Genomic DNA, 23687 nt, shown 5'->3' on the forward strand with positions numbered 1-23687 from the left:
TGTTTTGCCAGCGTGAAGCATCGGCCAGTCGGCGACCCTGTGGCCATCGACACAACGAAACGGAGCGGTTCCGCTGCGGGCGGTGTGCGGGTTTCAGCTGCCGCCGAGTCCGTGCCGGGCGGGCGGGTGGCCCACCGTGAGGCCGCCGAGCATCAATCTGCGCCGGATTCGCCACGGCGCGCTGCGGAAGAGGGCCGACATCGCGGCGGTCGTCCCGGCGGCGCTGCCCTCGGCCGCCAGGAACGCTGTCCGGTGCGGCTCGTCCAGGCGGAAGAACACCTCGAAGAACTCCGGCACCAGGTCCGGGGGGAGCGACAGCAGGGCCTGCAGGGCCCGGTGCCGCAGCGAGTGCGCGGCCACCACGCGCGGCGGCCACAAGATCGACCAGCTCGCCCTGGCGGCGGAGGCCGGGCCGGAGGGGCGCGCGGCGCTGATCGCCGCCGCCAGCCACGGCGCGCGTTGCAGGGAGCCCGCCACGCTGAACCCGGTCGCCGGGTGCACGAAGCCCGCCGCCGCGCCGAAGGGGATCACCCGCCCGGGCCGGGGCAGCGGATCGTCCACCGGGAACCTGACCCGCTCCTCGCCGATCCGCTCCTGCTCGGTCACCCCGGCGGCGGCGAGCCGTCCGGCGAGCCGCCTGCGCAGCAGGGCCAGCGGCAGCGCCGGGCGGCGCGCGAGCGAGGTCTCTTCGAGCAGCACCCGCTCCGGACCGAGGCGGACCGCGTAGAGGAACGTGGGCCAGCCGCCGCGGGTCTGCGGCGCGGGGTGCCAGTCCATGAACACGCCGGCGTCCGGATCGCAGAACGGTTCCGCGGCAGCGGCGTCGACCACCCAGCCCACCGCGGACTGCTGGGCCGCGGGGTGGGCCGGGCGCCCGCCGGAGAGGGCCCGCGCGGCGCCGGTCGCGTCGACCACGACAGCCGCGGCGATCCGCCGGCCGTCCTTGAGCACCACCGTCGAGCCCGTCGGCCCGTGCTCGGCGGCCGTCGCGCGCCCGGTCACCTCGACGATGTCGGGACGCCAGAGGTGCTTCCACAGCGCCGCGTTGTCCAGCACCGCGTACGGCCGCTGCCATTCGTGCCGCTCGGTGCCGCGCACCGCCATCCGCGGCATCACCGATGCCATCGCAGCTGGTGGCACCGACGGCGGCAGCTCGTCGCGCCAGGTCCCGTAGGTGTGCGGCCAGACGCGTCGCGGTGCGGGATCGACGAGCGTCACCTGCAGGCCGGTATCGCTGCAGGCAGCCGCCGCCGCACGACCCGCCGGGCCGCCGCCCACGACAACGACATCCACCGGAGCATCAGATCACGTCGGCCACCAATCGCGCCGCCAGGGCCGCTAACGTGAGCCCATGCAGGATGTGCAGCCAACCCGGACCGGTCGGCGCAGCAGCCGCGCCGGATCCGCCCACGGCCCAGGTGACCTGGCCGCCAGCCCGTTCCGCGCGGACCGCGACCGGGTGTCCAGCTCCGCGTTCTTCGCCCGCCTCGGCGGGGTGACGCAGGTGGTCAGCCCCAGCGGCTCCGGGCTGCTCCTGCACAACCGGCTCACCCACAGCCTGAAGGTCGCGCAGGTCGCCCGGGCCATCGCCGAGCGGCTGATGGCCGACCGGGAGAACGTGGCGCGCCTGGACCGCCTCGGCGGCTGCGACCTGGACGTGGTCGAGGCCGCCGGGCTCGGCCACGACCTCGGGCACCCGCCGTTCGGGCACCTCGGCGAGAGCGTGCTGGACAGGCTGGCGCGGCAGCGCTTCTCGCTGCCGGACGGGTTCGAGGGCAACGCCCAGACCTACCGCGTGGTCACCCGCATCGACGTGCGCGGCGTCGGCGGCGAGGGACTGGACCTGACCGCGGCGGTGCGGGCCGCGCTGCTGAAGTACCCGTGGACCCGGCTGTCCCGGCCGCAGCCGCACCCCCGGCACCTGGCCTCGCCGCCGCGCGGCGCATCCGAGCCGGAGGACCAGCCGGGCACCGGATCGGCGAAATTCTCCTGCTACAGCAGCGAAATCGATGATCTGATCGATGCCCGCGCGGCGTTCGGCGGCCGGATCGAGGACTGGCAGCAGACCGTCGAGGCGTCGATCATGGACACCGCCGACGACATCGCCTACGCGATCCACGACCTGGAGGACTTCCACCGAGTCGGGGTCCTGCAGCACACCAGCGTCTCGCACGAGCTGACCGAGTGGCTCGGGCACGTCGCGGAGTTCGCCGCCCGATCCGACGCCGAGCTCGCCGGCGACGGCATGCGCCCCGGCTGCTCGCTGGAGCGGCTGCGCCGCCGGCTGCACGCCAAGGACGACTGGATCGCCGACGACGAGGCGTTCGTCAGCGCGGTGAAGAAGGTCGTCGCGAACCTCGTCAACAAGCTGCTGGAGGTGCCCTTCGACCGGTCCCAGCTCGCCGAGCGGTCCATCGCGGCCTTCTCCGGGGAGTGGACGCAGCGCTTGGTCGAGGGCATCCAGGTCGACGAGCACCCGAACACGCGGTCCGGGCACGTGGCGCTCGCGGTGGAGCAGTGGCACGAGGTGCAGGTGCTGAAGTTCGTGCACCGCCGGTTCGTGCTGCAGCGCCCCGACCTCGCGCTGCACCAGCGCGGCCAGGACCGGCTGCTGAGCAAGCTCGTCGAGGCCCTGGACAACTGGCTGATCGACCGCAGCGAGGCCGCCCGGCTGCCGCGCCGCCTGCGCGACCTGTTCGACCGGGCCCGTGCCGAGTTCTCGCAGCTGCGCAGCGACGACCCGGAGCTGCTGCTGGCGCCGGGTGACGCGGAGCCGGTCGGCGCGGAGCGCCTGGAGCGGATGGCGCGCGGCCGAGCGGTGATCGACTTCGTCGCCTCGCTGACCGACGACCAGGCCGCCGCGTTGCTGGAGGCGCTGTCGGGCCGGACCACGCAGCTGTGGAACGACACGTTCGTGCTGTGAGCAGGAGCACCGCCGGTTGTGACCGACGTGATGAGGTCTGCGATCAAATCGGTGGACAACGCCCGATACACTGGGTTCGTGGTTAGCAAGCGCTACGTGGTTCGCGTTCCCCGCGCCACTCCATCGCTGATTCGCCCGGTCGTCGTTTAGCGACCGAGCCGCTCAGCAGTGCCCGCGCCCACCCGGCCCGGCCGGTGGGCGCGCTCATGGAATCGCTTGACCACCGACTTTCGGAGTTCCCCTTGATTTCTGCCACCGGCCTGGAACTGCGCGCCGGCTCCCGCATCCTGCTCTCCGACGCGACCCTGCGCGTCCAGCCCGGCGACCGGATCGGCCTGGTCGGCCGCAACGGCGCGGGCAAGACGACGACGCTGCGCGTGCTCGCCGGCGAGGGCCAGCCCTACGCAGGCGACGTGATCCGCCGCGGCGAGATCGGCTACCTGCCGCAGGACCCGCGCGAAGGCGACCTCACCGTCACGGCGAAGGACCGGGTGCTCTCCGCGCGCGGGCTGGACCAGCTGATCCGCGACATGGAGAAGGCCCAGACCGCGATGGCCGAGCTGGTCGACGACCGGGAGCGGGACAAGGCGATCGCCCGCTACGGCCGGCTGGAGGAGCGCTTCGCCGCGCGCGGCGGCTACGCCGCGGAGAGCGAGGCCGGGCGCATCTGCAGCAACCTCGGCCTGCCCGACCGGGTGCTCAACCAGCCGTTGCGCACGCTCTCCGGTGGTCAGCGCCGCCGCGTGGAGCTCGCCCGGATCCTGTTCGCCGCGTCGGAGGCCGGGCCCGGCGGCGGTTCGGCCAGCACGTTGCTGCTCGACGAGCCGACCAACCACCTCGACGCCGACTCGATCAACTGGCTGCGCGACTTCCTGAAGAACCACGACGGCGGCCTGGTGGTCATCAGCCACGACGTGGAGCTGCTGGCGGCCGTGGTCAACAAGGTGTGGTTCCTGGACGCCATCCGCGGCGAGGCGGATGTGTACAACATGGACTGGGACCGCTACCAGGACGCCCGCGCCGCGGACGAGAAGCGCCGCCGCCGCGAGCGCGCCAACGCCGAGAAGAAGGCGTCGGCCCTGATGGCGCAGGCGGACAAGATGCGGGCCAAGGCGACCAAGGCGGTCGCGGCCCAGAACATGGCCCGCCGGGCGGAGAAGCTGCTGGCCGAGGCGGAGACGGAGCAGGCCCAGGAGAAGGTCGCCAAGATCCGCTTCCCGGAGCCGGCCGCGTGCGGGCGCACCCCGCTGACCGCCGACGGGCTGTCCAAGTCCTACGGTTCGCTGGAGATCTTCAGCGGCGTCGACCTGGCGGTGGACCGCGGCGCCAAGGTCGTCATCCTCGGCCTCAACGGTGCGGGCAAGACCACCCTGCTGCGCCTGCTCGGCGGCATGGAGAAGCCCGATTCGGGTGAGATCGTGCCTGGTCACGGGCTTCGCGTCGGGTACTTCGCGCAGGAGCACGAAACGCTGGACCACGACGCGACGGTGTGGGAGAACGTCCGCAGCGCCGCGCCGGACACCCCGGAGCAGCAGCTGCGCACCCTGCTCGGCGCGTTCCTGTTCCAGGGCGAGCAGTTGAAGCAGCCAGCCGGCACCCTCTCCGGCGGCGAGAAGACCCGGCTCGCGCTCGCGGGCCTGGTCTCCAGCGCGGCGAACGTGCTGCTGCTGGACGAGCCGACCAACAACCTCGACCCGGCGAGCCGCGAGCAGGTGCTCGACGCGCTGCGCAGCTTCGCCGGCGCCGTCGTGCTGGTCACGCACGATCCCGGCGCGGTTCAGGCACTCGAACCGGAACGGGTCATCCTGCTGCCGGATGGGACCGAAGACCACTGGTCGGACGACTACTTGGACCTCGTCCAGTTGGCCTAGCCGAGGTTGCGCTCGCAGCGTCCGCTACTACGGATGGATTAGTGCATTCCGGTGATCGCCGCGCGGTCATCTCGACCGTTGGCCGATCTTTTTTCCATGATCGCCTGGCGTTCCCGCGTTTCCTGTTCGATCATTGCGCTGACAGGGGTCGCGAGGCCCGACCTGCTCAGAGGGAAGGCGGGGACACCGTGGCTGAGCTGAAGAAAGGCGCGCGCATCACGGGTAGCGCGCGGGACAAGCTTGCCAGTGACCTGAGAAAGAAGTACGAGAAGGGGGCGAGCATCCGCGCTCTGGCCGAGTCGACCGGCCGGTCCTACGGGTTCGTGCACCGCGTCCTGAGCGAATCAGGCGTGCAGTTGCGGGGCCGCGGGGGCGCGACGCGCTCGAAGAAGAAGTGAGCACGACGGCCACCGGCCGTCTGCACCTACGACATAGCACGACTCCAGAGATCTGCTCAGATCTGCAATGGAGGTCCGCTTGGCGGATTCGATAGTGGACGCCGGCCTGTTGGATCGTGGCGGTGTGGGGTTCACGATCCACGGGCGGCGGGCCACGATCACCTTGGACCGCCCGGACAAGCTGAATGCGCAGACACCGCACACCTGGCAGGCGCTGCGGGAGATCGGACGATCCCTGGGCCCGGAGGTCCGGGTAGTGGTGGTGCGCGGCGTGGGCCGGTCGTTCTCGGCCGGCCTGGACCGCCGGCTCTTCGGTTTCGCCGACGTCGACGGGGCGCCCGGGCTGGCGGCGCTGGCCCAGCGCCCCACCGAGCAGGCCGATGCCGAGATCGCCGGCTTCCAACAGGGGTTCAGCTGGCTGCGCGAACCCGATCGGGTGACCATCGCGGCCGTGCAGGGGCACGCCATCGGCGCTGGTTTCCAGCTCGCCCTGGCGTGCGACCTGCGCGTGCTCGCCACCGATGCCCGGCTGCGCATGGCGGAGACCGGCCTGGGGCTCGTGCCGGATCTTGGCGGCACGTTGCCCCTGGTCAGGACCGTTGGTTACGCAAGGGCAGTGGAAATCTGCCTGACCGGGCGGGAAATTCAGGCGGACGAGGCACTGCGGCTCGGTCTGGCCAACTCCGTCGTCGAACCCGACCTGCTCGACGACGCCGTGGATCAGCTCGCCGATGCCGTCGCCCAACCGCCGGACGGCGCGGTCCGCGAGACCTTGGCGCTGCTGGTCCAGGCCGACGAGGCAGTCGACCCGGAGCAGCAGCTCGCCGCCGAGCGCGCCGCCCAGCTGCGCCGCATCGCGGAACTGGCCGAGCAGTTCGGCTCGGACTAGTTCAGGCCGGGCACCCGCGCTCCGTAGTGCGCGAGGTTGGCGGCGTTGGCTTCGTCGCCGCCGACCGTGTTCGAGCTGCGCCAGACCGGCAGGTCGACGCCGGCCGCGCCGGCCAGGTCGTACATCTGCACCAGCAGCATGTTCCACAGGAACGCGTTCGCCATCGAGGACAGCGGTGCCGTCACCGGCTCCGCCGGCGGGTAGCTCGCGTCACCGCCCGGGACCAGGGTGTCCAGCACGATCTCGGCTTCTTCGGCCAGCGTCGTGCCCGCGCGCTTCGGGGCCTCGGCGCTGGCCGTCGGCGAGGTGATCGCCACGACCGTCGAGCCCGCCGCGTGGGCGAGCCTGGCAAGTTCCACCGGGTAGGGGTTCACCCCGGAGTTGGAGAACACCACCAGCGCGTCCGCGCCGCCCCGGAAACCGGCCGCGGTGAGCACCTCCTCGGCCAGGCCGGTGCGGCGTTCGGTCCTGGTGCTGGCCACCGCGCCGTGCAGGGGCAGCAGGTCCGGGTGGTACAGCGGCCGCACCGCGGCCAGGCCGCCCGCCCGGTAGTACGACTCCATCACGCCGGCCAGCGAGTGGCCCGCGCCCGCGGTGAACACGAGGCCGTCCGTCCGGACCGCTGCGAAGAGGCGGTCGGCGGCGGCCCGCAGGGCCTCGGCGTTGTGGGTGCCGATCTTTCGCAGGTGTTCCAGCGTCTGCTCGGCGTGAACCGGGCCTGTTTCCGACATCTTGCGCTCCCGTGGCGAGGTGATCGCGGACATGAGGTCTATACCAATCGCGGGGATGCCGGTCAAGGCGCGCGGCGTGCCCCTGCCCACCACTGGTGTGGTGCGCGGGCTACGCTGTTGATCAGCCTGCAAGATCGAACAGCCAGGGGATGCATGCCGCAACGAGGCAACCGCCGGGAACTGCTCGCCGACGCCGCCATCGAGGTGCTGGCGCGCGATGGAGGCCGCGGGCTGACGCACCGCGCCATCGATCGCGAGGCCGAGGTTCCAGAGGGCACGACCAAGAACTACTACCCGACGCGCAGCGCGGTGTTCCTGGCCGTTGCGCGCTACCTCGCCGCCCAGCACACCGAGGCGCTGCGCGGCCTGCGCAGCCAGGTTCCCGCCGACGTCACCGGCGAGGACATCACCGCGCTGTACGCGGCGATGCTGCGGCGGATGTCGACGAGTGCGCGCTCCCAGTTCCTGGCGCTGTTCGAGCTGCACTTGGAGGCGGTGCGCAATCCCGAAGTGCGCGAGGAGCTCGGGGACATCACCGAGGCCAATGTGGACACCGCGGTGCAGCTGCAGGCCGCGGTGGGGCGCCGGATGAGCCGCCGCGGCGCGGGATTGCTCGATGCGGGCATGCTCGGCGTCGCGCTGTCGATGCTCAGCCTGCCCGACGATCTGGTCGAGGAGCTCGGGTTCGACGACCCGGACGGGCTCGCGCGGGCGTTATTGTCCCTCGCCTCGGTGCGGGACGAACCGGCGATCAGCGTGCTGCGCGACCACGCCAGCTGATCGCCGGGCGACCGTGCGATGGCGCTGCGGGACCGCCGTATGACGCACGGTAGCCTTTGGGGGGAACGAGATCTGGGCAGGGCGTCCTGGGGGTCGCCCACGATCGAAGTGGATGCAGGGAACCCATGTCGAATCCAGCACCGGACGAGACCGGCCCGCTCGAACCGCCTGCGGTCGTGTTCGCCCGCCTCACGGACGTCCCGGTGGACGCCTTGGACAAGCTGATCGAGGCGACGCACGAGGTCTACGCCGACCTCAACAAGGTGCTCGGCCACCCGTACTGGGGAGACCTGGTGTTCCACCAGGGCGCGGCGATCAAGGCGCTGAAGGAGGCGCGGATCTGCCTGGAAGGCCTGCGTTCCGAGGCGATCGGGGCCCGCAACACCGAACTCGGGATCACGGTCGCGACCGTGGTGGCCGACGGCGAGCGGTACTACGCGCAGACCGAGGACGACAAGGCCGAGCTGGTGGACCGGGTGCTCCGGCCGCAGCAGCCCGGCGCCAGCCACCTCTACGTCTGGGACCGCCCGCACGAGGATCCGGACGCGGCCGGGCCGTACCAGCAGATCCGGATCGTCACCGACGCGGAGGCCGAGGTCGGCGTCCTGAACTTCACCGAGGAGTCCGAGGAAGGCGACCTCGACTCCTGGCACACGCTCAACCCGGAGCCGTCGGCGGACGCGCCCGCACTGCCGTTCGACGCGGGCAGCACGCTGAAGTTCCCGCGCAACGCGGTGCTGCCGTTCCGGGAACTCCGGGCGGCGCTGGACGAATTCACCCGAACCGGGCAGCGGCCGTCGGCCGTGCAGTGGCAGGCTGCGCGCTGGGGCGATCTGTAATCAGCCGTAGATGCCCTGGACGGCGCGCGCGGCGATGGTCGTCACGATCTTGAACGCCTTCATCGCCTCGGTCATGTCCGGCGCGTCGAACCCGACCCGCCGCACGCCCAGCTGCTCGACGGTCGGGATCACCGCGGCGGCCGCGGCGAGGTGCGCGGCGTCGAATTCCACCTCGATGCGGTGCGGGCGGGCCACGCCTCCGGTCCGCTCGGCCAGGCGCAGGCTTTCGCTTGCCGCGGCGCGGATGTCGGCCGCGGTGCGGGCCGGCGGGCGGCAGATCGCCGCGTAGCGGCTGACGCATTCCTTCACCACGACGGTCTTCGCCGCGGGCGCGTACCCGGCGGCCTCGGCGCAGGCCCGGTCGTCGCCGGTGACCAGCAGGACCGGCACCCCGTACTCGGCGGCGAGCGCCGCGTTGAGGCCGCCCTCGCCGGCGGGCGCGCCGTCGAGCCACACCCCGGTGATGGAGTTCTCCAGGTAGGTGTGGGAAAGGACGCCTTCCTCGCCGGCGCCCGCGTGGTAGCCGACGAACGCCACACCGTCCACATCGGACTCTATGCCCTGCATCATCGACAGCGGCTTGTGCCGCCCGGTCAGCAGCACCGCGCGCTCGTCGAGGTCCTCCAGCAGCAGGTTCCGCTGGGACGAATGCGCTTCGTTCACCAGCACGCCGGTGGCGCCCGCCGCGCAGAGCCCTTCGACGCACGCGTTGACATCTCCGGTGAACAGGCGCCGGAAGCGCTGCCACTGCTCGGTTCCAGGCACCACGTCGTCGGTCCAGGTGACGCCGGTGACGCCTTCCATGTCCGCTGAGAGCAAGATCCGCACGCCGCCCAATCTATGCCCCACGACCAGACATTCGAGGCGCGGCTCGCCGATCGGGTAACGGTTCGGTACCTGTGCGTGATGCCGCTCGGAGACAACCGCCGGTTAACCATTGACGAACAGCGCCTGAAGGTGGTTCCTTCTTCTCACTCGCCACGAAGGAGGGGTCGCCGTGGGCAGACGATTCGCCGTGCTCTGGACTGCGCTGCTGGTCGCCTTGTTGGTGCCGATGCCGGCAACCGCGCAGCAGGACGGCGCGCGCCAGGAGGGCGCGACGCTGCGGATCGGGCTGCAGCAGCAGATCGACTCGCTGAACCCCTTCCTGGGGTACACGTTGGCCTCCACCGACATCTTCCGCTCCATCTACCCGACGCTGACCACGTACAGCCCGGACGACTTCTCGGTGATGCCGGAGCTCGCCGAGAGTTGGGAGCCGTCCCCGGACAAGCTCACCTGGACCTTCCGGATCCGGGCCGGCGTCAAGTGGTCCGACGGGCAGCCGGTGACCGCCCGCGACGCCGCCTACACGTTCAACCGGATGATGACCGATCCGGCCGCGAGCACCGCCAACGGCAACTTCGTGGAGAACTTCGAGACCGTCACCGCACCGGACGACACCACGCTGGTCGTCCGCACCAAGACGCCGCAGGCCACGATGCTGGCGATCGACGCGCCGATCGTGCCCGAGCACGTGTGGTCGAAGGTCACCGACGTCGCGGGCTTCGCCAACGACCAGATGCCGGTGGTCGGCAGCGGGCCGTTCACGCTCACGGGCTACCGCGCGGAGCAGGACGTCACGCTGACCGCCAACCCCGATTTCTGGCGCGGCGCACCGAAGGTCGCGGGACTGCAGTTCGTCCAGTTCAAGAACAGCGACGCCGCGGTGCAGGCGCTGCGCAAGGGCGACGTCGACGTCGTCCAGAAGCTCACCCCGGCGCAGTTCGACGCGCTGGCCGGCGAGGCCGACATCGAGCAGGTCAAGGGCCAGGGGCGGCGGTTCTTCGAACTGTCGCTCAACCCGGGCGCGACCAACAGCGAGAACGAGCCGATCGGCAGCGGCCACCCGGCGCTGAAGGACGTGCGGGTGCGGCAGGCCATCGACCAGGCGATCGACCGGAAGGTCCTGGTGGACCGGGTGCTCGGCGGCTACGGCCAGGAGGGCGGCGGGTACCTGCCGCCGATCTTCTCCGACTACCAGTGGACGCCGCCGCAGCCGCGGACCTTCGACCCGGCCGCCGCCAACCGCAAGCTCGACGAGGCGGGCTACGCCCGCGGCGCCGACGGCATCCGCCGCACCCCGCAGGGCGAGCCGCTGGAGTTCAACCTCGTGCTGCACGGGTCCCGGTCGGAGGACACCCAGGTCGGCGAGTTCGTCAAGCGGTGGCTGGCCGATCTCGGCATCAACGTCGAACTCCAGCCGGTGTCGGACAACCAGCTCAACGACCGCACCACCAGCGCCGACTACGACATGGTGATCAGCGGCTGGTCGGCCAACCCGGACCCGGACTACGTGCTGCGGCTGCAGACCTGCGCGTCCCGGCCGACGCCCAGCGGCGGCGGCAACCCGGACACGTTCCTGTGCGACCAGCAGTACGACGACCTGTACAACCGGCAGCTCGGCGAGTTCGACAAGGACAAGCGCGTCGACCTGGTCCAGCAGGCGCAGGCCCGGTTCTACGACCAGGCCGCCGGGCTGATCCTGTGGTACCAGAACTCGCTGGAGGCCTACCGGTCCGACCGCTACAGCGGGTTCACCCTGCAACCGAAGGCCGATGGCGTGATCGTGGCGCAGCAGGGCTACTGGGGCTACTACGGCGCCCAGCCCACGGACAAGGCGCTGAGCGGCTCGGGCACCGACTACACCGGCGCCGCCTGGGTGCTCGGCGGGGTCGTGGTGCTGGTCGGCGTCGTCGTCGCGCTCGTGGTGGTCCGCCGCCGGGCGACCGCCGACACCCGGGAGTGAACCGTGTCCCAAGCACTCGCGACAGTCGCAGAACCGGCGCCGCCCACCGGCGGCGGCCGCCGGGCGGTCCGCTACGTGGCGGGCAAGCTGGGCGGCGGCCTGGTGAGCCTGTTCCTGGTGGCGGTGCTGGGCTTCTTCCTGTTCCGGGTGATGCCCGGCGACCCGGTGCGCACCATGACCCACGGCGCGCCGGTCACCGAGCAGCAGATCGCCGTGCTGCGCGAGCGGTTCGGCCTGGACCAGCCGCTGTGGAAGCAGTTCCTGGACTTCCTCGGCAACCTGCTGCGCGGTGACCTCGGCACCTCCTACACCTACAGCCGCCCGGTGGGCGAGCTGATCCTCGACCGCATCGGCCCGACCGTGCTGCTGGTGGGCACGGCGACCCTGATCGCCGTGCTGCTGGGGCTGTGGATGGGCTCGCGCGCGGCGTGGCAGCACGGCGGCGCCTTCGACAAGACCTCGACGTCGATCGCGCTGACGCTGTGGTCGGTGCCGACGTTCTGGCTCGGGTTGATCGTGCTGATGGCTTTCGGCGTCGGTGTCGGGCCGATCCCGGGCATGTTCCCGGTCGGCGGGATCTCCTCGCCGGACACGCCGCCGGAGCTGCTGCCGCAGGTCCTCGACGTCGCCCACCACCTCGTGCTGCCCGCGCTGACGATGGTCGCGGTGATCTACGCCGAGTACCTGATGGTGATGCGCTCGTCGCTGCTGGAGGAGATGGGCGAGGACTACCTGACCACCGCGCGCGCCAAGGGCCTGCGCGAGGACCTGGTGCGGCGGCGGCACGCGGTGCCCAACGCGCTGCTGCCCACCGTCACGCTGATCTTCCTGCGGCTCGGTCTGGTGGTCGGGGGCGCGATCACGGTGGAGACGGTGTTCTCCTGGCCGGGCCTGGGATTGCTCACCTACGAGGCGCTGCGGGTGCCGGACCTTCCGTTGCTGCAGGGCATTTTCATCGTGCTTGCGGGGAGCGTGGTGGTGATGAACGTGCTGGCCGATGTGCTCTACCGGGTGCTCGATCCGAGGGTGCGGGAATCATGACGGCCACCGCAGGGCAGATCATCCGGGCTCGCCGCCGGGCCAGGGCGGCCGAGGCGTGGCGCGTCTTCCGCGCCGACCGGGCCGGTTTGGTGGGGCTCGTGGTGCTGGTCGTGGTCGGTTTGCTGGCGTTGTTCGCGCCGCTGCTCACCGATGCCGGCGGCCTGGACGTCACGCGGGCGCCGGGCCGCCCGCTGCAGGCGCCGAGCGGCGAATTCTGGCTCGGCACCGACGAATCCGGGCGTTCGGTGCTGCTGCTGACCTGGTGGGGCGCGCGGGTTTCGCTGGTCGTCGGCCTGTCGGCGGCCGTGCTGTCGGTGCTGATCGGCACCGTGGTGGGGGTGCTCGCCGCGCACTTCGGCGGCTGGACCTCCCGGGTGCTGCTGCGCTTCACCGACTTCTTCCTGGTCCTGCCGTCGCTGGTGCTGGCCATCGCGCTGTCCACGGTGCTCGCCCGCGGGCTGTGGACGATCGTGCTGGCCATCGGGGTGACGGCGTGGCCGCCGACGGCGCGGATGGTGCGCGCGCAGACGCTGACGATCGAGGCCCGCCCCTACATCGAGCGGGCCCGGGCGCTGGGCGCGGGGCACGGCCACGTCATCGGCCGCCACGTGCTGCCCGCCGTGCTGCCGCTGGTGTTCGCCAACACGACGTTGTCGGTGGCCAGCGCGATCATCGCCGAGTCGACGCTGTCGTTCCTGGGCCTGGGCGATCCGAGCATGGTTTCGTGGGGCTCGATGCTGAAGTCCGCGATGGACACCGGTGCGGTGACCGGCGGCGCGTGGTGGTACCTGCTGCCGCCGGGCGTGGGAATCGTGGTGGTGGTGCTCGGTTTCACGCTCTGCGGACGGGCGCTGGAGGCCGTGTTCAATCCGAGGCTGCGGGGGCGGCGGTGACTCCGATTCTGGAATTCCGGGACGTGTCGGTGACCTATCGGGGCTCCGAGGAACCCGCGGTGCGCGGCGTGAGCCTGAGCCTCGGCGAGGGCGAAACCCTCGGCCTGGCAGGGGAATCCGGCTGCGGGAAGACGACGCTGGCGATGTCCGTGCTGCGACTGCTGCCGAGTTCGGCGCGCATCGACGGCGAGGTCCTGCTGGACGGTCAGGACGTGCGCGAGATGACGTTCGGGCAGCTGCGCGCGGTGCGCTGGGCGAGCGCTTCGGTGGTGTTCCAGGGCGCCATGCACGCGTTGAACCCGGTGCGCACCATCGGCGATCAGATCGCCGAGCCGATCAAGCTGCACGGCCGGGCGAACGGCGACCTGCGCAAGCGGGTCGCGGAGCTGCTCGCGCAGGTGGAGCTGCCCGCGGAGCGGGCCGACGCCTACCCGCACGAGCTGTCCGGCGGGCAGAAGCAACGGGTGATGATCGCGATGGCGCTGGCCTGCGAGCCGCGCCTGGTCATCGCCGACGAGCCGACCACGGCGCTGGACGTGGTGGTGCAGGCCCAGATCCTGGATCTGATGGGCCGGCTGGTCGCCGAGCGCGGCATCGCGCTGCTGATGATCAGCCACGACCTGTCGGTGCTGTCGGCCAGCTGCGAGCGGCTGGCGGTGATGTACCAGGGGCAGGTCGTCGAGCACGGTCCGTCGGGGCAGGTCATGACCGATCCGCAGCACGCCCACAGCCAGGCGCTGGCCAGTGCCTTCCCGACCGTCGGCGACCCGCGGTTCCGGCTCACCGAAGGGGCGCCGAGCGGGCCCGCGCTGCTGTCGGCGGAGGCGGTGTCGGTCGACTTCACCAGCCGTTCCGGGCAGACCGTGCGCGCCGTGCGCGGGGTGGACCTGGAGGTGGGCGAGAACGAGATCGTCGCGCTGGTCGGCCAGTCCGGCTCCGGCAAGACGACGCTGGCCCGGACGATGCTGGGGCTGCAGCAGCCGACGGGCGGTGCGGTGCGCTTCGACGGCGTGCCGCTGCCGACCGGCAGCGCCGGGCTGCGCGAGTACCGCAAGCAGGTGCAGCTGGTGCTGCAGGACCCGACCGGCGCGCTCAACCCCCGGCACACGGTTTACGAAGCGGTGGCGGAAGGTCTGCGGATCCACGGCATCACCGACGACGAGCGCGGTCGTGTCGCGGCGGCGCTGGAGGCGGCGGAGCTGCGGCCTGCGGAGAAGTTCTTCGGCCGCCTGCCGCAGGAGCTCTCGGGCGGCCAGCGGCAGCGCGTGGTGATCGCGGGAGCGCTGGTGCTGGAACCGCGGGTGCTGATCGCGGACGAGCCGGTGGCGTCGCTGGACGCGACGGTGCGCGGCGAGATCCTGGCGCTGCTGCTGCGCCTGCGGGTCGAACGCGGCCTGTCGACGCTGGTGATCACCCACGACCTCGGCCTGGCCTGGAACATCGCGGACCGGGTGGCGGTGATGTACCATGGCGATCTGGTGGAGGTCGGCCCGGTGGAGCAGGTCCTGCTCGACCCCAAGCACGACTACACGAAGACGCTCCTGGCCGCCGTCCCGTCCGTCGAGCGCCGCGTGGCGTAGCCGTTTCAGTCGAGGCTGTCGACGATGGCGGGGCGGCCTGGGCGGTCGACTCGGACCACGAGGTCCGCGAGGCGTTCCGGGGTGGCTTCTTCGGCGTAGCGCCGGAATGCGGGCAGCGTCCAGCGGTCCGGTTCCGGGGTTCGCCGCTGCAGGGCCGCTTCCGGGAGCCAGAGGTGGATCGCGAAGTCGAAGTCCAGGCCCGCGCCGAGCAGCAGCGGTCCGTCCACAATGGCCACCCCGCGGGGCGGGAGGGCGATGCGGGCGAGTCGGGGCGAGCGGTCCGCTTCGGCGTCCCAGAAGGCGGGTAGCACCTGGCCGTTTCCGCTCGCGGACAGCGGGGTCAGCACCTCGCGGGTCAGGGCTTTCAGGTCGAACCAGTTCTCGTAGAACGAGTCCGGGTCGTGGCGGCCGTGTTCCAGTCGCAGCGAGGCCGGGCGCAGGTAGTCCGCGGCGCGCACCCGGACCACCTCGCGCCCCAGCGCCCGCAGCGGTTCCACCAGCGCGGCGGCGAAATCGCCGGTGTCGGCGGCGGGTGCGCCGTCCACCGCCACCCGAGCCCAGCGGCCCCGCAGGGCATCGATGCGGTCCACCACCTCCGCGGCCAGCAGGTCGGGGGAGATGGGGCGGACGCGCATGGGCCCGAAGGTATCAAGCCGCCTTCAGGAACTCCCGCAGGTGCGCCAGCACCGCTTCCGGGCGTTCCTCGGGCAGGAAGTGGCCGCATTCCGGGATTTCGGCGCTGGTGAGGTCGTCGGCGTAGTCGAGCCAGATCTCGCGCATCGGCAGCCGGGCGGGCAGGCCGGCCGAGCCCCACAGCGCCAGCACCGGCATGGTCAGCTTCCGGCCCGCCGCCGCGTCGACGTCGTCGTGCTCGCTGTCGTGCGGGAACGACGCCCGGTAGTCGTCGAAACCGGCGCGCAGCGCGCCGGGCGCGGAGAAGGCGCGCACGTACTCGTCGATCGCCGCGGCTTCCAGGCCGTGCCGGTTGACCGTCCAGCGCTCGAAGAAATACCCGAGGTAGCCCGCGACGTCGGCGCCGGCCAGGCGTTCCGGCAGGTCCGGCTGCATGTGGAACAGCCAGTGCCAGTAGGCCATGCCGGCTTCGGTGTTCAGCCGCTTCCACATCTCGCGGGTCGGCACGACGTCCAGCAGCGCCAGCCGGTCGACCTGCGCCGGGCGGTCCAGGCCCCAGCGGTGCGCCACCCGCGCGCCCCGGTCGTGGCCGACGACGCTGACCGACTCGAAGCCCAGCGATTCGGCCAGCGCGGCCACGTCGGAGGCCATCGTGCGCTTGTCGTAGCCGGTGCGGGGCTTGTCGGTCCGGCCGTAGCCGCGCAGGTCCGGCGCGATCACGGTGTGGGTGCGGGCCAGCTCCGGGATCAGCTTCCGCCAGCAGTGGCTGGTCTGCGGCCAGCCGTGCAGCAGCACCAGGCCCGGGCCGCTGCCCGCCCGCGTGTAGTGCACGCGCAAACCGTTGATCAGGGCGACTTCTTCGGTCGGCATCCGGCGAACTCCGATTCTAACCGTCTTGAGGGGTTAGAACTTAGAATGCCATATCGACGGCCGGCGGAGGGGACGAGAATGGGTGATTGGATCTGGGACGGCGGTCGTCCCAGCCTCGATCTGGTCAACACGCTGCGCGACCGCTACTGCGGCGGCCGCGAACTGCTGGTGACGCCGGATCGCCTGGCCGAATGGCTGCGCGAGGCCGGGCTCCGAGCCGGCAGCGCGCCCGCGGACGCGCACGTCGAGTTCGCGCGCGAGCTGCGCGAGGCGATCGACCGGTCGCTGCAGGCCCGGGCCCAGGGGATCGGCATCGCGGAGTCCGATGTGGACCTGATCAACGAAGCCGCTCGCGCGGAGAACCGCGCCGCGGCCCAGCTGCTGGTGCGCCCGGACGGGTCGGTGGAAGCCCGGCGACCGCCGCCGGACGACCCGGTGCGGGCCGCGCTGGCGGCGGTCGCAGTCGACGCGATCGACCTGCTCGCCACCGAGCCGTTCCCGCGCGTCGCCGTCTGCGCCTTCCACCTCTGCGGGATCCGGTTCGTCGACGTCTCCCCGGCGCGAAACCGGCAGTGGTGCTCGATGGCTCGGTGCGGAAACCGCGCGAAGGCCCGCCAGCACTACGCGCGGAAGAAAGTGAACTAGAGGGGCTGTTTCCAAGTTGCGCAGGTGGGCTGAGCGGCTGCGCCGCTTCAAGAACAAGTGCCTGCGAACTAGAGCAGCGCGGGCTGCAGGATCGAGAGGCGCTGCGCGTCGGTGTCGAGTTCGGCGGCCACCCCGAGCGGGATGGTGCGCTGGGCCGTGCAATGGCCGAAGCCCAGCTCCCACAGGATCGGCACGCCCAGGCCGCCCAGGCGGTCCGACATCACCGCGCGCACCTCTTCCAGCGGTCCGCACTCCGTCCAGGAACCGAGCGCGATCCCGGCGGCGTGGTCGAACCAACCCGCGCGCAGCAGCTGCGTGACGAACCGGTCCAGCTGGTACGGGTCCTCCGTGACGTCTTCGAGCATGGCGATGCCGCGCTCCGGCGGCGTCGGTGCGTCCGGTGCGCCGAAGGAACCCGCGACGATGCTCAGGTTGCCGCCGTAGGTGATGCCCCGCGCCCGCCCGGGCACGAGCGCGTCCGCGGTGGAGCGCGTCAGGATGGTGACCGACTCGGGCTGGAACAGGGTGCGGCGCAGGTGCTCCCGCGCCGCCGCGTCTTCGGTGAACGCCTTCGTCGCGGCCATCGGCCCGAACACCGTGACCAGGCCGAGCTGGGTGGCGAACGCGTCGTGCAGGGCCGTGATGTCGCTGGAGCCGGTGAACAGCTTCGGCCCGGCCGCGGCCATCTCGGTCCAGTCCAGGAGGTCGAGGATCCGCATGCTGCCGTAGCCGCCGCGCACGCAGAACACCGCGCTGACGTCCGGATCGCACCACGCCTCCTGCAGGTCGGCGGCGCGGTCGGCGTCGGTGCCCGCGAGGTAGTCCAGGCGCGGGTGGCGATCCCGGACGTGTTTGCCGACCCTGGTGTTCAGGCCCCAGGAGCGCAATTGCTCCAGTCCGGTTTCGAGCAGGTCCTCCGGCACCGGTCCGGCGGGCGCGACGAGCGCCACGGTGTCCCCGCTGCGCAGCCGGTGCGGGCGACGTAGTTCGCGCATGGTCATGACTGGTCCGCCTCTCCGCGATCCACAGTGGTGGTTGTGGCCAGCCCAATCTCCCGTTGCGTGGTTTCTCGTGGCTGGCTTGCGTCACGGTCCCCTGAGGTGCGGTTGAGGAGGACTGAGGTTGACACAGGGCTGCTCATGCCTGCTCCATCCCCGCGATCTTGACCACCGTCGGTGAGGATATCGGCACCGGAGGGGGCGCGCCGCAGTTCGCCGTCGGCGAACAACGCTGAAACAGGTGGTCGACGAGCCCGTTCAGCGAGTAAACCGGCGGGTGACCCGGCGGAAGCCGGGCCGGTTCGCAACGGTGATGAAGGAAACGGGGGCCAGCCGCGCACGCACGGCGCGCGGTGGCCTAGGGTCGGAGGAGTCATGGCTCGTGTCATCCACGTCTTCCGTCAACCCGACCGATTCGTCGCCGGAACGGTCGGGGAACCCGGCGATCGCACCTTCTACCTGCAGGCGTCCGAGGACGTCCGCACGGTCAGCGTGCAGCTCGAGAAGCAGCAGGTGTCGGTGCTGGCCGAACGCATCGGCGCGCTGCTGGAAGAAGTGCAGCGCCGGTTCAACACCGATCTGCCCAGCCAGACCCCCGACGACCTCGTCGACACCGACCCGCTGGCGGTGCCGGTCGACGAGGAGTTCCGGGTCGGCACCATGGGTCTGGGCTGGGACGCCGAAACCGAGGCGGTGGTCGTAGAGCTCCTCGCGGTCACCGAGGAGGAGATCGACGAATCGGTGGTGCTCGACGACACCGAGGAAGGCCCCGACGCGCTGCGGGTGTTCCTCAGCCCCGCGCACGCGCGGGCGTTCGCCGAGCGCGCCGAGCGCGTCATCAACGCGGGCCGCAAGCCGTGCCCGCTGTGCGCCGAGCCGCTGGACCCCGCCGGGCACATCTGCCCGCGGCAGAACGGCTACCGCCGCTCGGAAGAGGTCTGACGGTCGTGCACGCGGGCGATCCCGCGCTCGCGGAGCTGCTCCAGCACGGCCGGCTGGACGTGCAGGGGCGGCTGGTGGAGGCGTCCAACGCGACGCTGTTCTGCGGGATCGAGGCCGACGGCGTGTCGGCCGAGTGCGTCTACAAGCCGGTGCGCGGCGAGCGGCCGTTATGGGACTTCCCGGACGGCACGCTGGCCGGTCGCGAGGTCGCGTCCTACCTGCTGTCCGAGGCCACCGGCTGGGGGCTGATCCCGCCGACGCTGCTGCGCGACGGCCCGTTCGGGCCGGGCATGGTGCAGCTGTGGGTGGACGTCGAGGAGGACTCGCAGCTGGTCGACATCGTCGCCCCTGGCGAGGTCCCGGACGGCTGGCTGGCCGTGCTGCGCGCCCAGGACCACCGCGGCGACCCGGTCGTGCTCGCGCACGCCGACCACGAGCAGCTGCGGCTGCTGGCGGTGCTCGACATCGTGATCAACAACGCCGACCGCAAGGGCGGGCACATCCTGCACGCCCCGGACGGCCGGGTGCTCGGCGTCGACCACGGCGTGAGCCTCAACACCGACGACAAGCTGCGCACCGTGCTGTGGGGCTGGATCGGGCAGCCGCTGCCGGGCGACGTCGTCGACCGGCTGGGCGAGCTGCGCGCCCTGATGGAGGGCGAGCTGGCCGCTGAGCTGGCCGAACACGTCACCCCGAAGGAAGTCCAGGCGGTCAACGCGCGCATCGAGCGGCTGCTGGTGGACGGCGTGTTCCCCGCGCCGTCCGGGGAATGGCCGGCCATCCCCTGGCCCGCCTTCTGACGCAGCGGGTGCGGACCCGCGGCCGCGCAGGGCAATCTGGTCGGGTGCGACCCGAGTACCAGCAGCCGATGATCCAGTCCTCCTACGCGGACCGCTTGCACGAGCCGCTGCCCAGCTTCCGGGCCGTGATGCGGCTGATGTGGACCGGCGGGTTCCGCGGCCGGGTGGAGGACGCCGACCGGATCCCGGTGCTGCGGACCGGACTGCCGCCGGTGACGGCGCGGGACACCTCGGTCACCTGGGTCGGGCACTCGACGTACGTGGTGCGGATGGCCGGGGCGACGGTGCTCACCGATCCGGTGTGGTCGTCGCGGATCCCCGGCGTGCCGCGACGGCTCACGCCGCCGGGCGTCGCCTTCGGCGAGCTGCCGCCCATCGACGCGGTCGTGATCAGCCACAACCACTACGACCACCTGGACGCGCCCACCGTGCTGCGGCTGCCCCGCGCCACCCCGGTGCTGGCGCCCGCGGGCCTGGGCCGCTGGTTCCGGCGCCGCGGCTTCACCGAGGTCGTCGAGCTGGACTGGTGGCAGTCGGCGGAGGTCGCCGGGCTGACGTTCGACTTCGCGCCCGCGCGGCACTGGAGCCGCCGCGGCCCGCGGGACACCTGCCGCAGCCTGTGGGGCAGCTGGGTGATCACCGGGCCGGAGCACCGGGTCTACCACGCCGGGGACAGCGGCTACGGGCCGCACTTCGCGGAGATCGCGCAGCGCTACCCGGGCATCGACGTGGCGATGGTGCCGATCGGCGCGTACGACCCGCGCTGGTTCATGAAACCGGTGCACATGGACCCGGAGGAGGCCGTGCAGGCGGTGGCCGACCTGGGCGCGGAGCACGCGGCGACCATGCACTGGGGAACGTTCGTGCTGACCCGCGAGCCGGTTACGGAGCCGCTGACCCGGATCCGCAAGGCCTGGCGCGACGCGGGCCGCGACCCGGAGCGGCTGTGGGACCTGGCGGTCGGCGAATCCCGCGTCCTGGAGTCGGGGGTCCGCAATTTCCATTGACCTTTTTTCATCCTCTGCGCGGATGGCCTGTGTCCTGGGTCGTGAGTGGTCATGGCTGCTGTGGCGACCATAGCCACTCACGACCGCGGGACGTCGGGTCGTGAGTGGCTATGGCCGCTATGACGACCATGGGCACTCACGACCCCTGCACACTCGGGACCTGGCCTGACGCCGCAGACCAGGATGAAAAAAGCTCATTGAAATCGAAGGTTCGATTTCAATGGAACTTGCGGCGTCGCGGGCACTTCAGCGGCGGATGAACAGCAGCAGGACGCCCGCGAGGATCGCCGCGATTCCCGCCGCCAGCCAGGCCCCCGCCAGGCCCGCCTGCTCCGCCAGGACGCCGAAGAGCAGCGGCCCGAGGCTGCCGCCGAGGTAGATACCGGTCTGGGTGAACGAGGTGGCGCTGGCGACCCGGTTCGGGGCGATCTTGGCGACCGCGAAGTTCAGCAGCCCGGGCCAGGCCCAGCCCGCGCCGAAGCCGATGGACACGCCGATCAGGAACGCCACCGGCGAGTTCACCGCCATCAGCCCGAAGCCGATCGAACCGATCAGCAGCATCGCGGTGATCATCCGCACCAGGTTCGGGTTCTTGCGGTCCGCGACGACCCCCGCGCACAACCGGATCGTCAGCCCGGTCGCCGATCCCAGCGACAGCACCAATCCCGCCGCGGACGGGCTGAACCCGACCTCGACGGCGGTGGTGGTGACGAACGCGCCGAGCGCGTTCGCCGCCGCGGAACCGAGGCCGCCGGAGATCGCCAGCAACAGCAGCGCGCCGCGGCCCGCGTCGCGCCCGCCGGAATCGGCACTGCGCGCGACGGACCGCTCGGCGTCCGGCAGCCGCGGCACCGCGACGGCGGCGACCAGGCCGACCACGCCGGCGATCACGAACACCCACCGCCAGCCGACGGTCAGCGCCACGGCGGGCACCGCGACCCCGGCCAGCAGCGTCGCGGCCGGGATGGAGGACTGCTTGACGCCGAAGCCCATGCCCCGGCGGTTGGCCGGGATGCCTTGCGCGATCAGCAGGTTGGAGGCCGGTTGGGCCAGCGAGTTCGGCAGTCCGGCCACCCACAGCAGGCCCAGCAGCCAGGGCACGCCGGGCGCCAGGGCCAGTCCGAACAGGCAGACCGAGCTGCCGAGCGCTCCCAACCGCATGCCCTTTCGGGCACCGATCCGCTCGACGACCCACCCCATCGTCCGGGACGACAGCGACGCGACGCCGAAGAAGCCGGCCGCGCCCACGCCCAGCAGCGCCGCGCCGAATCCGAGGTCCTGCTGGAGCTGCACGCCCATGCCGCCGACGAGGAACACCGGGAACACCCCGACCGTCACGACCGCAGCCACGGATGACAGCACCCGCGGGATCCCGATGGTCCGCGGAGCCTGCTCGGCGACGGCCACTGCGGGCATACGTCCTCCTCGCGGCACATTGCGGTGCGGTGGTCTTACCAGCGTGCGAAGCCGTCGGATTTTTAGCAACGCTAACGTGACGCACGCCTCCCTGACCGTCTGGTTGACGCGCCCCCGCCGAGGCGCAAAGGTCGACAGCGTGGGTCGACAACAGGAAGACAGCGTGGTCGTGGCGCCCGGTTCCCGACTACCCGCGCCGGAGGTCCCCGACCTGGTGCTGCTGGATGCGGTGGAGCTGTCCTGGCTGATCCGCCGCCGGGAGATCACCTGCGAAGAGGTGATGGAGACCTACCTCCGGCACATCGACCGGCTCAACCCGGCGGTGAACGCGATCGTGTCCCGCGCCGACGAAGCCGAGCTCGTCGAGCAGGCGCGGCAGCGCGACCAGGAACTCGACCGCGGCGACCCCACCGGCTGGATGCACGGCTTCCCGATCGCGGTGAAGGACCTCTCCCACGCGAACGGGTTCCCCACCACGATGGGCTCGCCGATCTTCGCCGACCAGGTCGCGACGACCGATGACCTGCACGTGCGGCGGATGCGGGAGGCCGGCGCGATCGTCGTCGGCAAGACCAACGTGCCCGAGTTCGGCCTGGGCTCGCACACCTTCAACCCGGTGTTCGACACGACGCTCAACGCCTACGACACCACGCGCAGCGCGGGCGGCAGCAGCGGCGGCGCCGGTGCCGCGCTGGCCCTGCGGATGCTGCCGGTCGCCGACGGCAGCGACTTCATGGGATCGCTGCGCAACCCCGCGGCGTGGGGAAACCTCGTGTCGCTGCGCCCCGGCTTCGGCCGCATCCCGAGCGAGGGATTCCTGAGCGAGCCCGCGGTGGTCGGCCCGATGGGGCGCACGGTCCGGGACATCGCGATGCTGCTGTCCACAATGGCCGGTCCGGACGAGCGCGCGCCGCTGAGCATCGAGCAGGACCCGGAGCTGTTCACCGGGAACCTGGAACACGACTTCACCGGGGCCCGGATCGGCTGGATCGGCGACTTCGACGGCTACCTGGCCACCGAGCCGGGCCTGCTCGACCTGTGCACGGCGTCCTTCGGCGCCTTCGCCGAGATCGGCTGCGAGGTGGAGCCGGTGTCGCGCCGGCTACCGGTCGAGCAGGCATGGGAGACGTTCCTGCTGTGGCGGGCCTGGACGGTCGGGCGCAAGAACGCCGAACTGCACGCCGACCCGGCCACCCGGGAGCTGCTCAAGCCGGAGCTGGTCTTCGAGATCGAGGGCTACCGGCGGCTGACGGTCGACGACATCGCGCGCGCCCTGACCGGCCGCGACGAGTGGTACGCCGCGGTGGCCGGACTGTTCGAGGACTACGACTTCCTGCTCGCGCCGAGCGCGCAGGTGTTCCCGTTCGAGGCCGGGCAGCGCTGGCCGCAGCAGATCGGCGACCGGTCGATGGACACCTACCACCGCTGGATGGAGACGGTCGCGCCGTGGACGCTGTCCGGGCTGCCGATCGTGAACCTGCCGGTCGGCTTCAGCGAGTCCGGGCTGCCGATGGGGGTCCAGCTAATCGGCCGGAACCACGCGGAGTGGCCGCTCCTGCAACTGGCGCACGCCTACGAGCAGGCCACCGACTGGACCCACCGCGTCCTACCCCCCATGCTCCGCTGACCCCGGGCCCGGACCG

Annotated in this window: 22 protein-coding genes; 15 read left to right on the top strand and 7 right to left on the bottom strand. The window is 71.6% G+C overall.

From position 1 onward, the window contains the following. Window positions 1-93 precede the first annotated feature (93 nt). Window positions 94-1293, bottom strand: coding sequence for a lycopene cyclase family protein (locus ACWEV3_RS05655; protein WP_452612747.1), 1200 nt, complete (start codon window positions 1291-1293; stop codon window positions 94-96). Window positions 1294-1351: 58 nt separating this feature from the next. On the opposite strand from ACWEV3_RS05655, the gene ACWEV3_RS05660 reads away from it, so the two are divergent. From ACWEV3_RS05660 to ACWEV3_RS05675, 4 genes are all read left to right on the top strand, one after another. Continuing rightward, window positions 1352-2923, top strand: coding sequence for a deoxyguanosinetriphosphate triphosphohydrolase family protein (locus ACWEV3_RS05660; RefSeq protein ID WP_452612748.1), 1572 nt, complete (start codon window positions 1352-1354; stop codon window positions 2921-2923). Between the two features lie 242 nt (window positions 2924-3165). Next, complete coding sequence (locus ACWEV3_RS05665) at window positions 3166-4794, top strand: ABC-F family ATP-binding cassette domain-containing protein (RefSeq protein WP_358570939.1); 1629 nt, start codon at window positions 3166-3168, stop codon at window positions 4792-4794. A 188-nt stretch (window positions 4795-4982) separates the two neighbouring features. Then, window positions 4983-5192: a helix-turn-helix domain-containing protein gene (locus tag ACWEV3_RS05670; protein ID WP_093260265.1), complete on the top strand. Its 210-nt coding sequence runs from the start codon at window positions 4983-4985 to the stop codon at window positions 5190-5192. A 67-nt stretch (window positions 5193-5259) separates the two neighbouring features. Continuing rightward, complete coding sequence (locus ACWEV3_RS05675; RefSeq protein WP_452612749.1) at window positions 5260-6081, top strand: enoyl-CoA hydratase/isomerase family protein; 822 nt, start codon at window positions 5260-5262, stop codon at window positions 6079-6081. Here the strand turns inward: ACWEV3_RS05675 and ACWEV3_RS05680 are convergent. Continuing rightward, a complete protein-coding gene (locus ACWEV3_RS05680; protein ID WP_452612750.1) occupies window positions 6078-6812 on the bottom strand; it encodes a sugar isomerase domain-containing protein in 735 nt (244 codons plus the stop codon). The genes ACWEV3_RS05675 and ACWEV3_RS05680 overlap by 4 nt on opposite strands. A 153-nt stretch (window positions 6813-6965) precedes the next feature. Here ACWEV3_RS05680 and ACWEV3_RS05685 point away from each other — a divergent pair, with 153 nt between their 5' ends. Beyond that, entirely contained in the window at window positions 6966-7592 is a 627-nt protein-coding gene (locus ACWEV3_RS05685; protein ID WP_358570947.1) for a TetR/AcrR family transcriptional regulator, read from the top strand. A 125-nt stretch (window positions 7593-7717) separates the two neighbouring features. Then, the gene (locus ACWEV3_RS05690) at window positions 7718-8431 is read left to right on the top strand and encodes an Imm1 family immunity protein (protein WP_452612751.1); all 714 of its coding nucleotides are present in this window, start codon (window positions 7718-7720) and stop codon (window positions 8429-8431) included. On the opposite strand, the gene ACWEV3_RS05695 is transcribed toward ACWEV3_RS05690, so the two are convergent. Continuing rightward, a complete protein-coding gene (locus ACWEV3_RS05695; protein ID WP_452612752.1) occupies window positions 8432-9259 on the bottom strand; it encodes a M55 family metallopeptidase in 828 nt (275 codons plus the stop codon). A 169-nt stretch (window positions 9260-9428) separates the two neighbouring features. On the opposite strand from ACWEV3_RS05695, the gene ACWEV3_RS05700 reads away from it, so the two are divergent. Genes ACWEV3_RS05700 through ACWEV3_RS05715 form a run of 4 tightly spaced genes read left to right on the top strand, consistent with a single transcriptional unit; the run spans window position 9429 to window position 14733 of the window. Next, complete coding sequence (locus tag ACWEV3_RS05700; RefSeq protein WP_452612753.1) at window positions 9429-11219, top strand: ABC transporter substrate-binding protein; 1791 nt, start codon at window positions 9429-9431, stop codon at window positions 11217-11219. 3 nt (window positions 11220-11222) lie between these two features. Next, complete coding sequence (locus tag ACWEV3_RS05705; protein ID WP_452612754.1) at window positions 11223-12260, top strand: ABC transporter permease; 1038 nt, start codon at window positions 11223-11225, stop codon at window positions 12258-12260. After that, the gene (locus ACWEV3_RS05710; protein ID WP_452612755.1) at window positions 12257-13153 is read left to right on the top strand and encodes an ABC transporter permease; all 897 of its coding nucleotides are present in this window, start codon (window positions 12257-12259) and stop codon (window positions 13151-13153) included. The genes ACWEV3_RS05705 and ACWEV3_RS05710 overlap by 4 nt, the downstream gene beginning before the upstream one ends. Beyond that, on the top strand, window positions 13150-14733 hold the full coding sequence (locus ACWEV3_RS05715) for a dipeptide ABC transporter ATP-binding protein (protein WP_452612756.1): 1584 nt from the start codon (window positions 13150-13152) through the stop codon (window positions 14731-14733). The genes ACWEV3_RS05710 and ACWEV3_RS05715 overlap by 4 nt, the downstream gene beginning before the upstream one ends. Before the next feature lie 5 nt (window positions 14734-14738). On the opposite strand, the gene ACWEV3_RS05720 is transcribed toward ACWEV3_RS05715, so the two are convergent. Together ACWEV3_RS05720 and ACWEV3_RS05725 are read right to left on the bottom strand one after the other, a co-directional pair. Next, on the bottom strand, window positions 14739-15368 hold the full coding sequence (locus tag ACWEV3_RS05720; protein ID WP_452612757.1) for a uridine kinase: 630 nt from the start codon (window positions 15366-15368) through the stop codon (window positions 14739-14741). Window positions 15369-15381: 13 nt separating this feature from the next. After that, complete coding sequence (locus ACWEV3_RS05725) at window positions 15382-16236, bottom strand: alpha/beta fold hydrolase (protein WP_452612758.1); 855 nt, start codon at window positions 16234-16236, stop codon at window positions 15382-15384. A gap of 78 nt (window positions 16237-16314) precedes the next feature. On the opposite strand from ACWEV3_RS05725, the gene ACWEV3_RS05730 reads away from it, so the two are divergent. After that, a complete protein-coding gene (locus ACWEV3_RS05730; protein WP_452612759.1) occupies window positions 16315-16881 on the top strand; it encodes a CGNR zinc finger domain-containing protein in 567 nt (188 codons plus the stop codon). 68 nt (window positions 16882-16949) lie between these two features. Here ACWEV3_RS05730 and ACWEV3_RS05735 read toward each other — a convergent pair whose 3' ends face one another. Further along, entirely contained in the window at window positions 16950-17882 is a 933-nt protein-coding gene (locus ACWEV3_RS05735; protein WP_132480433.1) for a S66 peptidase family protein, read from the bottom strand. Between the two features lie 372 nt (window positions 17883-18254). Here ACWEV3_RS05735 and ACWEV3_RS05740 point away from each other — a divergent pair, with 372 nt between their 5' ends. From ACWEV3_RS05740 to ACWEV3_RS05750, 3 genes are read left to right on the top strand one after another with little or no spacing between them, the layout of a single operon-like run. Beyond that, window positions 18255-18821, top strand: a complete 567-nt coding sequence (locus ACWEV3_RS05740) for a DUF3090 domain-containing protein (protein ID WP_132480436.1) — start codon at window positions 18255-18257, stop codon at window positions 18819-18821. Between the two features lie 5 nt (window positions 18822-18826). After that, a complete protein-coding gene (locus ACWEV3_RS05745; RefSeq protein ID WP_452612760.1) occupies window positions 18827-19621 on the top strand; it encodes an SCO1664 family protein in 795 nt (264 codons plus the stop codon). Between the two features lie 44 nt (window positions 19622-19665). Beyond that, window positions 19666-20628 carry an MBL fold metallo-hydrolase gene (locus ACWEV3_RS05750; RefSeq protein WP_452612761.1) on the top strand — a complete coding sequence of 321 codons (963 nt, stop codon included), beginning with the start codon at window positions 19666-19668 and terminating at the stop codon, window positions 20626-20628. Between the two features lie 246 nt (window positions 20629-20874). Here the strand turns inward: ACWEV3_RS05750 and ACWEV3_RS05755 are convergent, their stop codons facing one another. Further along, entirely contained in the window at window positions 20875-22044 is a 1170-nt protein-coding gene (locus ACWEV3_RS05755) for an MFS transporter (RefSeq protein ID WP_452612762.1), read from the bottom strand. A 139-nt stretch (window positions 22045-22183) separates the two neighbouring features. On the opposite strand from ACWEV3_RS05755, the gene ACWEV3_RS05760 reads away from it, so the two are divergent. Then, entirely contained in the window at window positions 22184-23671 is a 1488-nt protein-coding gene (locus ACWEV3_RS05760; RefSeq protein ID WP_452612763.1) for an amidase, read from the top strand. Window positions 23672-23687 lie beyond the last annotated feature (16 nt).

This window comes from Saccharopolyspora sp. NPDC003752 (assembly GCF_053605825.1).